Below are 15,205 nucleotides of genomic sequence, written 5' to 3' on the forward strand. Positions count from 1 at the left end.
GTCTTTGGCCTATGCCCTGTTGGCCGGATTACCTCCAGAGATTGGTTTATATGCCTCGATGGCCCCATTGGTGCTTTACGCTATTTTTGGGACTACCCGTGCCCTTGCCGTAGGCCCGGTAGCCGTAGCGAGTTTGATGACCGCTGCCGCGGCAGGACAGCTCGCTTCACAAGGAAGCCCTGAATATTATGGAGCTGCCATAGCCCTGGCTATGGTCTCAGGTTTGCTTTTGATGGCTATGGGCTTTCTGAAGCTCGGTTTTTTGGCAAATTTCTTAAGTCACCCTGTTATTGCCGGTTTTATCACAGCTTCGGGCTTGCAGATTGCTGCAGGTCAATTGGGCCCGGTTCTGGGTATCAACGCACATGGAGAAAGTTTTTTAGACATCGCCATTTCCTTATGGCATAGTATTTTAAATGTTCATTGGGCTACTGCAGCCATAGGTATAGGTTCACTGATCTTCTTGTTTTGGGTGAGAAGCGGTTTAAAACCTTTGTTGCTGAAATTAAAACTCAGCCCCAAAACGGCAGATCTTATGGTAAAGATTGGTCCAGTGATCGCCATTATCGCTACCATTGTGATAGTGTGGTTAATGGGCCTTGCTGATAAAGGGGTCCAAATTGTTGGAAAAGTACCTGAGGGTCTGCCAAAAATTCAACTGCCGCCCCTAGATTTTGCGCTATGGTTAAAAATATTAGTTCCGGCGCTTCTTATTTCAATAGTGGGCTATGTGGAGTCCATTTCGGTGGCCCTTACCCTGGCAGCCAAAAAGCGTCAACGCGTGGACCCGGATCAGGAATTGATTGCTATTGGTGCGGCGAATATTGGCTCAGCCGTATCAGGTGGTTTTCCTGTCACCGGAGGATTTTCACGCTCTGTGGTGAATTTTGATGCAGGTGCCGAAACTCCTGCCGCCGGTGTGTTTACCGCTGTGGGTATTGGTCTTACTACCCTGTTTCTAACCCCCTTGCTGTTCTTTTTACCCAATGCAACGCTTGCGGCAACAATTATTGTAGCGGTAATGTCTCTGGTCGATTTCTCAGCCTTAAAACACACCTGGGACTACGCCAAAACCGATTTTGCAGCTATGCTGGTAACGATTGTAGTCACCCTAATAATGGGGATAGAGCCGGGATTAATTGCCGGGGTTACCCTGTCTATTTTCCTCCATCTTTATAAGACCTCAAGGCCTCACGTGGCCGTAGTTGGACAAATTCCCGGCACCTCATCCTTCCGTAATGTTGAAAGACACAAAGTAGTCACTGATCCTGAAATATTATCACTGCGTGTTGATGAAAGTCTTTATTTTCCAAATGCCCGATATCTAGAGGACCTTGTCAATGAAAAGGTGGCCGCCAATCCAGAAGTACGTCATGTAATTCTCGAATGCCCGGCGGTGAACAATATTGATTTTTCTGCCCTTGAAAGCCTCGAAGCGATAAACCAAAGACTTAAAGATGGCGGGATTTCTCTCCATTTATCGGAAGTCAAGGGCCCGATAATGGATCGTCTTCAACATTCTCACTTTTTAAAAGAACTTACCGGAGGGGTTCACCTTCGCCAATATGATGCGGTGGCAAGTATCAATCCTAAACTGGCTGATCAAACTCGTAAAGCGGAAAAAATTTCTAATGCAGAACCAATATGACGTTCTCACCATCTAAGAGTTTTTAATAAATTGGACTAAATGACAAGCTCTGTTTCAAAAAAATAAGATTATTTGCCTTTTATTTAAACTAAAAAATTACCGGGCAGGATTTGGCGAAATTCTGATGCAGTTCTTAACTTAAATACCTTTGGAGGAATAACCAAATCTCAACAAGGGTAAATATCCAAAACATAGAAGGATCTTATAATTATTGCAAGGATAAAGAGTAAGTTGTGAATTTCTAGTCTTGACCCTCATGGCCTGTTATTACTTTTTCTGCTTTTTCGTTCATCATGGATTTTTTTCCTTTGAGTTGGGCCGCAGCATCAACCGTAAAGGTTCCTTTTGTAACGATTTCTTCCCCATTTTCTAAACCAGACAGAACCACATATCCTCCATTGATTGCATCGCCCAAAGTTATTTCACGCATTTCAAAAGTTGGATTTTCCGGATCAGTCTTGATATAGACCACCGAACGTTCCCCTGTCCAAAGAACAGCACTTTCTGGAATTACAATCATATCATCCTTCATTTTTGATCTAAGTCCTATCATACCGGCCACGAACATTCCCGGCTTTAATTGACCTTTTGGGTTTTGAAGAACTGCTCTGACCTCTATAGTTCTTGTTGCCGAATTCAGTACAGGATCTATAAAAGAAATTTTAGCATCGAACCTGGTATCCGGATAGGCCTTGGTAACGATATCGATTTTTTGGCCTTCCTTTAAAAGAGAGACCTGATTTTCATAAGCATCAAAAACTGCCCAAACAGTATTGAGATTAGCAATTTTAAATAAGGGCGAACCTTGTTTTACATAGTCGCCGGCTTTTACCATAATTTCCGAAACTGTTCCTGAGACGTTGGCATAAACAGGGAAATTCTCATTGACCTTAGCTGTTTTCTCAATCTGCTCAATTTGTTTTTCGGATAGTTTCCAAAGTTTTAGTTTATTGCGAACGGCCTGGTATAAAGCAGGTTGAGACTCCTTTAGGCTTGCGGCCGTTATCAATTCCTGTTGGGCCGAAACCAATTCAGGGGAATAGATGGTTGCCAGTTGCTGCCCGCTTCTGACTTCCTCGCCCTCAAAATTTACAAACAGCTTTTCTATCCGTCCATCAAAGTAAGAAGCCTGTGTTTCCATAGCTTTTTCGTTCTCCTTTATTTTTCCTGAAAGTTTAAGGGTATTATCGCCCGAAGTTCCCAGGCCGACTCTGGTAGTGCCAATATTGGCCAGGGCCATGGCGTTCTTTGTCAATTTAAATTGGCCAATTGCTAAACCATCCGCTTCGGATTCAGCAGGTATAAGGTCCATGCCACAAATGGGGCAGTCGCCCGGTTCAGCTTGCATGATCTGCGGATGCATTGAGCATGTCCACATTTCGCCCGATACCATTTCCTGGCTATGGTCATGTTCATCGTCTAAACCTTCATTTGAGTTGTTTCCAAAAATCAGGTATCCGGCCAACAAGCCTCCGATAACTGCCAATCCGATGTAAAGAACATTTTTTTTCATAATGCCGAAATTTATTTTTTTGTCTTTTCTTTTAATCATGGGTTTAATCTATCGTTGCATTTCTTAATCTAAGCGAATTAGCAATTACAGAAACAGAGCTAAAACTCATGGCTGCAGCGGCTATCATCGGGGAAAGCAATATCCCGAAAAAGGGATAGAGAACTCCCGCAGCAATCGGTACGCCAAGGGTATTGTACACCAGGGCGAAGAAAAGATTCTGTTTGATGTTCTTCATTACCTTCTCGCTCAGGTTTCTTGCCTTGACAATTCCATGCAAATCGCCCTTTACCAAAGTAATGGCCGCACTCTCAATAGCTACGTCTGTTCCTGTGCCCATAGCTATACCTACATCACTTTTCGCCAGGGCCGGGGCATCGTTTATACCATCTCCTGCCATGGCAACTACTTTTCCATTTCCCTGAAGTCGCGCTACTTCGTTTAACTTATCCTCAGGGAGCATTCCCGCCTTAAAATCAGCCAGATGGAGTTCGCCTGCCACCGCCTGCGCGGTATCGTAATTATCGCCTGTGAGCATAATGACTGCGATTCCTTTGCCCTGCAATTCCTTGATTGCCCTCGCACTTGATCCTTTTATTTTATCGCCAATAACAATATAGCCTGCGGCTTTTTGATCAATGGACAGATAAGAAACTGTTTTACCTTGTTTTTGGTAGGTCTGGACTTCGTTTTCCATTACCTCTAAAAGAGATGCATTGGCCAGTTCCATCATTTTGGTATTGCCCAGAGCCGTTTTCCTTCCGTTCACATTTCCTTCAACGCCTTTGCCTGTTACCGCATTGAAACCATCAGCTTTGAGGAATACCACCTCTTGTTTTTTACCATATTTTATGGTGGCTTCCGCTAAGGGATGTTCGCTCAGGCTGTTCAGGGATACGATGTATTGTAAAACATCTTTTTCGCTAAAATTATCCCCGAATGCACCTACTTTTTCAACCGTTGGTTTTCCTTCCGTAATGGTTCCGGTCTTATCTATAATCAAAGTATCTACCTTATTCATCTTTTCCAGGGCTTCGGCATTCTTGATAAGCACCCCATTCTGTGCGCCCTTGCCCACACCAACCATGACCGACATCGGCGTAGCTAATCCCAACGCACATGGGCAAGCAATTATCAAAACCGCAATCGCATTGACGAGGGCATAGACATAGGCAGGCTCAGGTCCCCATACCACCCAGACTATAAAAGTGATGACCGCTATAATAACGACCAACGGAACAAAATAGCCCGAAACTGTATCCGCCAACTTCTGAATAGGTGCACGGCTACGACTCGCATCATTGACCATTTGGATAATTTGGGAGAGTAAGGTATCCGATCCAACTTTTTCTGCCTTCATCAAAAAGGACTGATTACCGTTGATAGTTCCGCTACGTACTTTGTCGCCAAGGCTTTTGCTTACAGGAATGGGTTCGCCCGTAATCATGGATTCATCAATGGAGGTCTCGCCTTCCGCAATTACACCATCCACAGGAATTTTGTCGCCTGGTTTTACCCTTAATATATCGCCCAATTGTATCTGATCTATGGCAACTTCCTCTTCCTGATCATTAACAACCCTAACAGCCTTATTGGGAGCCATCTTCAACAATTCCTTTACTGCGGAATTTGTTTTACTATGTGCCCTTGCCTCCAATACTTGCCCTAACAATACCAGGGTAAGAATGACAGCAGCAGCTTCAAAATAGACGTGAACGCTTCCCGATTCCGTTTTGAATTGGGCCGGGAAAAAGTCTGGAAAGAGCATTCCGAATACACTGAAGAGCCAGGCCACCCCTGCTCCTATTCCTATTAGGGTAAACATATTGAGGTTCCACGTCCTGATGGAGCGATAAGCTCGTTCAAAGAACATCCATGTTGCATAGAACACTACAGGAAGGGAAAGTGCGAATTGTATCCAGTTCCAGTTTTTCTGCTCCATGACATCATAAAACGGATTATCAGGCAACATCTCGGACATCGCAATCACAAAGATGGGTAAGGTAAAGGCCACCGCAATCCAAAACTTTTTAAGCAACTTTTTATAGTTCTTATCCTCTGACGAACGATCTGGTTGCCTTAGTACGAGATCCATCCCACAGATAGGACAACTACCCGGTTCATCCCTGACGATTTCAGGATGCATAGGGCAGGTGTATTGGTTTGAAGCTGTGAACGAGACATTTTGTTCCTCTATCAAATCCATTCCGCAGACAGGACAATCCCCGGGTTGATCATAGGTCTTATCGCCTTCACAATGCATCGGGCAATAAAATGTCCCCGTACCTTTTCCATTGGGTATTTCCGTTTTATTTTCTTCTGTATGTTGATGTTTGCCTAGCTCATAGATGCTATATCCACCTCCACCATTTTTCAAAGCCTCTTGTAACTTGTCGATGGGAATGTGATTTTCCATCTCAATGGTTGCCTCCTCTTTTTCTAAATCTACTAAAACCACGGTTACACCCTTCACTTTTACAAGTGTTTCCTGAACATGGTTTCTGCAGCCATTACAGGTCATTCCGTATATGTGATAGGTGTGTTTCAAATTTTACTTTTTTATGGTTTCAGTAACTTTTCCACATTTCAGCATCTTCTCTCCGTAATACGGATTTCTGATTTCTTCTACATTGGAAATCCAATAGCCCCCTTTCCCTTCAAAGGCCATAGGGCAAAACTGCTTGTACATGGCACCTTCAGAAATAGATTCTTTGAACAAGGGTTCCACCTTCTCTGTAAACTGGGAAAATAGCTCCCTTTGTTTTTCAATGTCTTTGGCATCGGCCATGGCTATGGCCATCGACTTCATTTCCTCCCTTTCCCCGGCAAAACTTTCAGCAAGATTTCCGGCAGCAAGGTTCACCTCGTTGGGATTAGAGTTGACCAAAGCCACTCGAATCTGCTGATAATTTTGGAACACTTTTCCGGTCATTCCATCTGAAAAGGAGGCATCGGCTATTTCAGGGCTGTTTTCTTTTTTAGCCTCGATTCCTGCTGGTGAACTCATTTTATTATCCTGCTTTTTCGTTGTATCCCCACATGAGGCCAAAGAAATGACAATGATAGTTGTGATTGTTACGCTTACATTTCGTTTCATCTTTTTATTTTTTTAGAGTTTTATTGAAAATTGATAATTATGTAATTGTGTTTTTTATTGATTCGTTAAATAATTGATGATGGCTGTTTGAACATAATAATTTTTGACGGCCTCTACCAGGTTCACCTGAAAGCGCAATTGCAGTTCCTGGATGTCCAGTACATCATTGAAATCTATGGTACCTGTTTCATAGTTTTTTATAAGAATTTCCTCTGCATCTTTGGCTTGTTCCAAATTCCTTAGTTGCGTATTGTATTTTATATAGGACGCTTCCTTTTTGGTAAGTGCATCGCTCAAAATAGTTTCCAACAGATTTCTTCGATTCGCTTTTTGCGCATAGATTTCCTCTTGTTGCAATTCATTCTGTACGGTTCTCGATTTATAATTATTGTTGAAAATGGGAATGGACAAGGAAACCATCGGCATGAGAATATCTTTCCCATTATCACTAAAGTCTACACCTGGTCTCTTAGCTACTGGTATATAATCCAACCCAAAACCGAGATTGGGATTTGCCTCCTTTTGATTTAAAACTTCGGAATGTGCTACCGATTCATACAGCCTATCATATTTTTCTAATTCCGGATGCAGTTCTAATTGAACCTGCTGGATTTCAATAGGTTCTTCTACCGATAAGGCATCCACAACGGCAATAGCGGTGTTTTCATTCCGGTTCAAGAAATTATTGAACTGTGTTTGGACCGCCCGATATTCCTGCTCCAGGACCAATTTAGCTTCTTTAAGTTCATTCTGTCTGATTTGGAGTCTTAGGACATCAACTGCAGATGCGCCACCGACTTCAACCGAGGTCAGCGCCAACTTTTCATAGGTCTTCAGGAGTTGGATATTTTCCCCTAATACCACTTGCTTTTCCTTGATGGCGTACAGTTCATAATAGGATTGTGACACTGATAAACGCAATTTTCTTTTGGTAATCACGATGTCCAAATAATCTACTTCGGCCAGGGAACTTGCATAGTTTTCCCGCAATGTTATGGTCCCAAACCAGGGAAGCATCTGTTTGACCGAAAACCGCGCTTTTTGTGCACCCGTTCTCGTTTCAGGTTCGCTGACAAAAACCCCTGCGCTCACTTCCGTTTTGGGGAAAGCATCCGCTTCGTCCACTTTCTCCTTCGAGATATTGTATCGGAGTTCAAATGCCTGCACTTCGGGATTCCTGCTTTCGGCCTCCTGAATATAGGAGTCCAGGGTTTGACCTTGTACAGCCATAACCACTAATAATCCTGTTACTATGGTAGTAATAGTTTTCATGTATTTAATCTTTTAAGTTGCCACTCGCTTTTCCAACTATACAATACCGGAACCACTAAAAGGGTTATCAGGGCTATCAACATACCACCGAAAGAGGGTATGGCCATAGGAATCATAATATCACTTCCCCTGCCTGTAGAAGTCAATACGGGTAATAGGGCCAGTATGGTCGTTGCCGTAGTCATCAAGCAAGGACGTATCCGTTTTTCCCCTGCTTCTACCACCGATGCCCTAATGGCTTCCAAGGTGCTGGGTTTGTTTCGGTCAAAGGTCTGGGTCAGGTATGTGGCCATGACCACGCCATCATCTGTGGCTATCCCAAAAAGGGCAATAAATCCTACCCAAACTGCTACGCTTAAATTAATAGTATGCATTTGAAACATATCGCGTAAATTCTCACCAAAGAAATTGAAATTCAAGAACCAATCCTGTCCATAGAACCAAATCATAATAAAACCTCCGGCAAAAGCCACGGCGATTCCCGTAAAAACCATAAGCGAAGTGGACACCGAACGGAACTGGAAATACAGAATCAAAAAGATAATAAGCAAAGCCAATGGCACGACTACAGATAAAGTTTTTTCTGCCCGTAGCTGATTTTCATAGGTACCTGTAAATTGATAGTTGATGCCATTGGGAACTACCAGTTCTCCGGTGTCTATTTTTTGTTGGATAAGGGCCTGCGCGTTCTCTACTACATTGACTTCGGCAAAACCGTCTATCTTATCGAACAACACATAGCCTACCAAAAAAGTATCCTCGCTTTTGATGACCTGAGGCCCTTTTTCATAGCGGATGCTAACCAGTTCGCTCAAAGGAACAGAATTGCCCTTTGCCACCGGAACATAAATGTTCTTTATGTCGGTTGGATTTTCACGGAGCTCCCTTGGGTAGCGTACCCGAACCCCATAGCGTTCCCTGCCCTCCACCGTCCGGGTCAATATCATACCACCAACGGCCACTTCTAACACCTGTTGCACATCTTCAATTTGGATACCATATCTGACGAGAGCTTCCCTATCAATATCAATCAGCAGGTAAGGTTTGCCAACTATCCTATCGGCAAATACTGCTTCATCTTTAACCCCTTCAGCCTCTTTTAGAATATTTTCCAGTTGGATACCAAAGGCTTCTATTTGCCTTAAATCCTGACCCCTGACCTTGATACCCATCGGTGCCCGCATTCCTGTTTGGAGCATAACCAACCGCGTTTCAATAGGCTGTAATTTGGGGGCGGAAGTAACTCCTGGCAAACGAGTTACACGAATAATTTCGTTCCAAATATCATCGGAGGATTGTATTGCTGGTCGCCAATTACGGTAATATTCCCCAGCGGGATCGGGAACCAAATTATCAAAACCGATTTCCGAGAAATCTTCAAAATCCGTTTCCTTGTAATCGCGAGCGTTTTCATGAAGTACCGTATTCGGGTTTAAAACAAAATTTCCATTATTTAAAACGAATAGTCCGTCATCATTTACCTTAAAGCGTTGCTGTTTACCAGCTTCGTTCAGTAGGTATTCAGGTTTGTACTGAATCATATTTTCGTACATGGATAATGGTGCAGGATCCAGTGCGGATTCCGTGCGCCCTGCCTTACCAACTACCGTTTCGATTTCAGGGATAGTGGCTACGGCCATATCCAATTGTTGCAACACCCTTTTATTTTCTTCCGCCCCTGCATGGGGAAGGGATGTGGGCATCAACAAAAAAGAACCTTCGTTTAAGGAGGGCATAAACTCCTTGCTCGTATTTTGCATGATAAGTACTCCGAAAACGACAATAACGGTTGGAATGGACAGAAACAGCAATTTGTTATTCAAGGCCCAACGCAAGATAGTTGTGTAGTATTTGCGAAAGGTTATGAATACCGCCAAAAGACCAAAACAGATTAGCGCTACAAACACTAAATTCCAGAAAATATTCTTGTCCAAACCCAAAGGCCGCCAATATTCTGCCAGTAGGAAAATGATGACCAAAACTGAGATTCCGATATTGATCAGGTTTGCACGTTTTTCGCTTAAAGAGAACCCGCTGAACAAACGTGATGCCAGTTCAGGATTCTTTAACAGCCCAACTATTCCAAATGCAATTAATACTAATCCTGGCCAATAACCATAGACAACGGCAAGAACCCCTAGAAAGGCAAAAATTCCATTGATGAAATAACCCAAGTTGTTTTTAACGCTTTTCTTTCTAAAGAGAAAGGCGGCAAAAGGAGGTATGAGAAACAAAGCGACTATTATGGATGCAGTCAAAGCAAAGGTTTTTGTAAAAGCTAACGGTCGGAATAGCTTTCCTTCGGCCCCTATCATCGTAAATACCGGAATGAAACTGATAATGGTGGTCATAACCGCCGTAACGATAGCACCGGAAACTTCGGCGGAAGCATTATATACAACCGTGTTTATGGGCAGTTTTTCTCCATTCTCGTCCAGATGTCGGATGATATTTTCGGAAAGGATGACACCCACGTCCACCATGGTTCCGATTGCAATTGCAATTCCGGAAAGTGCCACTATATTGGCATCCACATTAAAAAGTTTCATGGCAACGAAAACCATCAAAACCGCCACCGGCAACAAACCTGATATAAGAATAGAAGCCCGTAAGTTGAATACCATAACAATGATGACCAATATGGTAATTAGTATTTCCAGGGTCAAGGCGTCATTGAGCGTTCCCAGGGTTTCTTGTATCAGTTCCGTACGATCATAAAAAGGCACTATGGTCAATTGAGATGTACTGCCGTCTGCCAATTCTTTGGATGGTAAACCCGAACTCAGTTCCTTTATTTTTTCCTTTACATTATTGATAACCTCTAACGGGTTTGCTCCATATCTGGCCACGACAACCCCCCCAACAACTTCTGCACCTTCCTTATCGAGAATACCACGGCGAACAGCCGGTCCCAGCGAAACATTAGCAATATCCTTTATACGAATGGAAGTATAATCCTCCGAAGTGACTACGGCATTTTTTATGTCTTCCAAAGATTTCACATAGCCAAGACCTCTAACCAGGTATTCAGCCTGATTGATTTCCAGGGTCTGCGCACCAATATCACGATTACTCTTTTTGACTGCATTAACCACCTCATGAAGACCTATATTATACTGCTTCATCAATTCAGGATTAACATCAATCTGGTATTCCTGTACATAACCACCGATAGAAGCTACTTCGGAGACGCCGCTTGCTGCCGAAAGGGCATATTTTACATAGTAGTCCTGAATACTTCGCAATTCCTGCAAATCCCAGCCACCTGTGACATTTCCTTCTTCATCCCTGCCTTCCAGTGTGTACCAGAATATTTGTCCCAGGCCAGTTGCATCAGGCCCCAGGGCAGGGTTTACTCCCTCCGGTAATAAATTACTCGGCAGCGAGTTCAGTTTTTCAAGAATTCGGCTACGGCTCCAATAGAATTCAATATCCTCTTCAAAAATAATGTAGATGCTCGAAAATCCGAACATTGAGGAACTGCGTATTGTTCTGACTCCCGGTATGCCCAATAAAGATGTTGTTAACGGATAGGAAATCTGGTCTTCAATATCCTGGGGAGAACGACCGGGCCATTTGGTAAAAACAATTTGTTGGTTCTCGCCTATATCCGGAATAGCATCCACCGCCACGGGATTACTTGGTAAAAATCCAATGTCCCAGTTAAAAGGGGCGTTCACAATTCCCCATCCTACAAATAGGACAAGCATCAGAACAGCAATCAGTTTATTATTTATGAGAAATTTAATGCCCTTGTTTAGCATATGAATTGATTATTAAACAGTTGGAAACTGAAGTTGACCAATAATATAATCAACAGCTTAAGCCCATTAAACAGTAAGAACTGTCGGGCTATAATTTCAATGTTTAAAAATCAAATGAGAAAAGTCTGATCGAGAATTTGTATATCCCTGATCAGGAGGGGTGGGGAATACTCTTTGAAAAAAATGAGGTTTTTATCAACCGTTTCAAATAAGTTAACATAAGTGTAATAGAATGTTGAGATGAAGATCTGCTGCTCAAAAGTGAATTGATCAAAAGAAATTTTCAGATCATCCTGACCTTCCAGAACTATTTCCAAATCGGTGCAGCAATCCATCTCCATTTCCATAATGGAAGTCTCTCCTGTTGATTTAGAAGAACTGGCTTTCATTGCACAGTTTTCTGCAGTTTTAAAAAAACTAAAATCCACCAACTGGTCACCACAATAATGCATATCTACCGTAAAAGACATGGTAGAGAATAACACCAAAAGTGCCATGGTAAAAGATACTATTTGACGCAAAGTTTCCTTCATCAGTAATACAAAACTACGAAAATTTGTCTTTTATTGTATTGGTTAACAAAAGTTTAAATATTCATACGCTATAATTGAAGAGATCATTTCGCTAAGATTTGTTTAAAACGTCATTATAAAAATCTACATTTTGAATACTTTTACATAAAAAATAATATGTTAAGTCCATTGCGGCCAAAAATAGAAGCTATTGTAAATAGCGAAGATGTTGAAATAAAGATACGCCTTCAACAAATCTGTGATCTGTTGCGAGAAAATATTTCATATTATGACTGGGTAGGCTTTTACTTTAAGAATGGAACTAAAGAGGAGCTAAAACTTGGTCCTTATTCCGGGGAACCTACAGACCATACGATAATCCCTTTTGGCAAAGGAATTTGTGGCCAGGTTGCCCTTAGCAATGAAAACTTTGTGGTCCCGGATGTAAAAGCTCAGGATAATTATATTGCCTGCAGCATTAATGTAAAAGCTGAAATTGTTGTTCCCCTGTTTGTAAATGGAGAGAATATTGGCCAAATTGATATAGATTCCAATACCGCGGACCCTTTTAGTAAGGATGATGAGGAATTTTTAGAATTCGTTAATAAAGAGGTAGCTAAAATTCTTTAAAACTTTAACTCTTTTGTTAATAACACGATCTCATTTGTAGCTTCAAAAAAATTACATTTGTGTCCTTTAGGACTTCTATTTAAGCAACACAAAATGAGCACAACAAAAAAAATTAATTCAGCATTAATTTCTGTATTTCACAAAGACGGACTTGAACCCATAGTAAGGAAATTTTACGAGCTGGGAATTTCCATTTATTCCACAGGAGGTACTGAAAAATTTATAAGAGAATTGGGTATTGATGTAATTCCCGTAGAGGAGGTAACCAGCTATCCCTCAATTTTGGGCGGAAGGGTAAAAACATTACATCCGAAGGTATTTGGAGGTATTTTAAACAGACAGGATAACGAAAGTGATGTTGCTCAATTAGAAGAATTTGATATCCCACAATTGGATGTTATTATCGTGGATCTCTATCCCTTTGAAAAAACGGTAAGTGATGGTGCTTCTGAACAGGAAATCATAGAAAAGATTGATATAGGTGGTATCTCCCTGATACGTGCTGCAGCAAAAAATTATAAGGATGTTTTATGCGTTTCTTCAATGGAAGATTACGCAGAATTCTTAGAATTAATTAATACTAAAGTAGGAGAGAGCACGATCGAAGACAGAAGACATTTTGCCACAAAGGCATTTAATGTTTCTTCGCATTATGATACCGCCATTTTTAACTATTTTAATAAGGATCACAAGGAAGCTGCTTTAAAGATTAGTGAAACCAGGGCTAAAGTTTTGCGATATGGCGAAAACCCACATCAGAAAGGATTCTTTTTTGGTGATTTTGAGGCCATTTTCACTAAACTGCACGGTAAGGAACTATCCTATAATAATTTATTGGATGTTGACGCCGCGTTGAATTTAATGAATGAATTTAAAAACGACGATCCTACTTTTGCCATTCTAAAACATAACAATGCATGTGGATTAGCTACCAGAAGCACTATCCACCAGGCATATGTTGATGCATTGGCAGGAGATCCGGTATCCGCTTTTGGAGGCATCTTGATGAGCAATGTAAAAATCGACGTCCCCACAGCTAAGGAAATTCATAATTTATTCTGTGAGGTAGTTATTGCCCCTGGTTATGATGATGAGGCATTAGCTATTTTAAAAGGTAAGAAGAATAGAATTGTTCTGATTCAAAAAGAAACACCTCTCCCAAATACTCTTGTCAGGACTTGTTTGAATGGTATTCTTGTTCAGGATAAAGATTTTAAAACGGATACGCTGGAGGATCTGGAATATGTGACCACCAGGAAACCGAGTCAGGAAGAATTAGATGATCTCATTTTTGCTTCCAAGTTATGCAAGCATACAAAATCCAACACCATTGTCCTGGCAAAGAACAAACAATTATGTGCAAGTGGAACAGGTCAAACTTCAAGGGTAGATGCCTTAAACCAAGCCATTCACAAGGCAAAATCCTTTAATTTTAATTTAGAAGGAGCGGTAATGGCCAGTGATGCCTTTTTCCCTTTTCCCGATTGTGTCGAGATTTCAAATAATAATGGTATTAAAAGCGTTATTCAACCGGGAGGCTCAATTAAGGATCAACTGAGCGTCGATTATTGTAACGAAAATGGAATGTCAATGGTAATGACGGGCACTCGTCATTTTAAGCATTAATTTTACTACTTTTGTCGATGAAATACACCTTTTAAACCGAAACCAAATTAACGCGAATGGGATTTTTTGATTTCTTAACTGAAGAAATAGCTATCGACCTGGGCACTGCAAATACTCTTATTATCCATGATGACAAGGTAGTTGTGGACAGTCCGTCTATTGTTGCAAGAGACAGGATAACTGGTAAAATAATTGCAGTGGGCAAGGAAGCCAATATGATGCAGGGAAAAACCCATGAAAATATTAAAACCATCCGACCTCTCAAGGATGGGGTGATCGCAGATTTTGATGCTTCTGAAAAAATGATCAATATGTTCATTAAGAACATACCTGCCCTGAAGAAAAAATGGTTTCCACCTGCATTGCGGATGGTAATATGTATTCCTTCAGGTATTACAGAAGTGGAAATGCGTGCAGTAAAGGAATCTGCAGAGCGGGTAAATGGAAAGGAAGTTTACCTTATACATGAACCTATGGCGGCAGCAATAGGTATTGGCCTGGATATTATGCAGCCCAAGGGTAATATGATTGTGGATATAGGTGGTGGAACGACGGAAATAGCGGTAATTGCTTTAGGAGGAATTGTTTGTGACAAATCAGTTAAAATAGCGGGCGATGTATTTACGAATGACATCATCTATTATATGCGCACCCAGCATAATCTATACGTAGGGGAAAGTACAGCAGAGAATATTAAAATAACCATAGGTTCTGCCACCGAGGATCTTCAATCTCCACCAGATGAGATGTCTGTGCAAGGTCGGGATTTGCTTACAGGTAAACCAAAACAGGTTTCTATTTCATTCAGAGAAATTGCCAAAGCCTTAGACAAGTCTATTTTACGGGTAGAAGATGCTGTAATGGAAACTTTATCACAAACTCCTCCGGAATTAGCGGCAGATATTTATAATACGGGTATTTACATGGCCGGTGGCGGATCAATGCTTCGCGGATTGGATAGAAGGTTATCCCAAAAGACAGATCTACCTGTTTATATTGCAGAAGACCCATTGAGAGCTGTTGTAAGAGGAACCGGCATAGCGCTTAAAAACCTGGAACGCTATAAAAGTATTCTTATAAAATAACCTGAATTCGGTGAGGATTTAAGTTAAGACTTGGCATCTCATTTTAAACGCTTAACATAAC

At 41.6% G+C, this 15,205-nt stretch carries 9 protein-coding genes and 1 pseudogene; 4 read left to right on the top strand and 6 right to left on the bottom strand.

Annotated features, from left to right (window positions below):
• The coding region (locus tag WBM60_RS02695; RefSeq protein WP_424282743.1) for a SulP family inorganic anion transporter at nucleotides 1-1,648 on the top strand (1,648 nt) is incomplete at its 5' end.
• Between the two features lie 250 nt (nucleotides 1,649-1,898).
• Here WBM60_RS02695 and WBM60_RS02700 read toward each other — a convergent pair.
• From WBM60_RS02700 to WBM60_RS02725, 6 genes and pseudogenes are all read right to left on the bottom strand, one after another.
• Nucleotides 1,899-3,161 (bottom strand): annotated as a pseudogene (locus WBM60_RS02700) (efflux RND transporter periplasmic adaptor subunit); the annotation flags it as partial.
• 43 nt (nucleotides 3,162-3,204) lie between these two features.
• A complete protein-coding gene (locus WBM60_RS02705) occupies nucleotides 3,205-5,706 on the bottom strand; it encodes a heavy metal translocating P-type ATPase (protein ID WP_424282744.1) in 2,502 nt (833 codons plus the stop codon).
• Nucleotides 5,707-5,709: 3 nt separating this feature from the next.
• Nucleotides 5,710-6,255 carry a DUF3347 domain-containing protein gene (locus WBM60_RS02710; protein ID WP_424258780.1) on the bottom strand — a complete coding sequence of 182 codons (546 nt, stop codon included), beginning with the start codon at nucleotides 6,253-6,255 and terminating at the stop codon, nucleotides 5,710-5,712.
• A 54-nt stretch (nucleotides 6,256-6,309) separates the two neighbouring features.
• Nucleotides 6,310-7,527 (bottom strand): TolC family protein, encoded by a 1,218-nt coding sequence (locus WBM60_RS02715; protein WP_424258778.1) that lies wholly within the window; start codon nucleotides 7,525-7,527, stop codon nucleotides 6,310-6,312.
• Nucleotides 7,524-11,291, bottom strand: coding sequence for an efflux RND transporter permease subunit (locus WBM60_RS02720; RefSeq protein WP_424258776.1), 3,768 nt, complete (start codon nucleotides 11,289-11,291; stop codon nucleotides 7,524-7,526). The genes WBM60_RS02715 and WBM60_RS02720 overlap by 4 nt, the downstream gene beginning before the upstream one ends.
• A gap of 110 nt (nucleotides 11,292-11,401) precedes the next feature.
• Complete coding sequence (locus WBM60_RS02725) at nucleotides 11,402-11,824, bottom strand: HYC_CC_PP family protein (protein ID WP_424258774.1); 423 nt, start codon at nucleotides 11,822-11,824, stop codon at nucleotides 11,402-11,404.
• A 156-nt stretch (nucleotides 11,825-11,980) separates the two neighbouring features.
• Between WBM60_RS02725 and WBM60_RS02730 the strand changes: the two genes are divergently transcribed.
• The 3 genes from WBM60_RS02730 (at nucleotide 11,981) to WBM60_RS02740 (ending at nucleotide 15,144) form a co-directional block, all read left to right on the top strand.
• Complete coding sequence (locus WBM60_RS02730; protein WP_424258772.1) at nucleotides 11,981-12,433, top strand: GAF domain-containing protein; 453 nt, start codon at nucleotides 11,981-11,983, stop codon at nucleotides 12,431-12,433.
• A 93-nt stretch (nucleotides 12,434-12,526) separates the two neighbouring features.
• Nucleotides 12,527-14,059 (top strand): bifunctional phosphoribosylaminoimidazolecarboxamide formyltransferase/IMP cyclohydrolase, encoded by a 1,533-nt coding sequence (gene purH, locus WBM60_RS02735; RefSeq protein ID WP_424258770.1) that lies wholly within the window; start codon nucleotides 12,527-12,529, stop codon nucleotides 14,057-14,059.
• 56 nt (nucleotides 14,060-14,115) lie between these two features.
• Nucleotides 14,116-15,144: a rod shape-determining protein gene (locus tag WBM60_RS02740; protein WP_297705045.1), complete on the top strand. Its 1,029-nt coding sequence runs from the start codon at nucleotides 14,116-14,118 to the stop codon at nucleotides 15,142-15,144.
• Nucleotides 15,145-15,205: the final 61 nt, after the last annotated feature.

This window comes from Eudoraea sp., assembly GCF_049669105.1.
Lineage (GTDB): Bacteria > Bacteroidota > Bacteroidia > Flavobacteriales > Flavobacteriaceae > Eudoraea.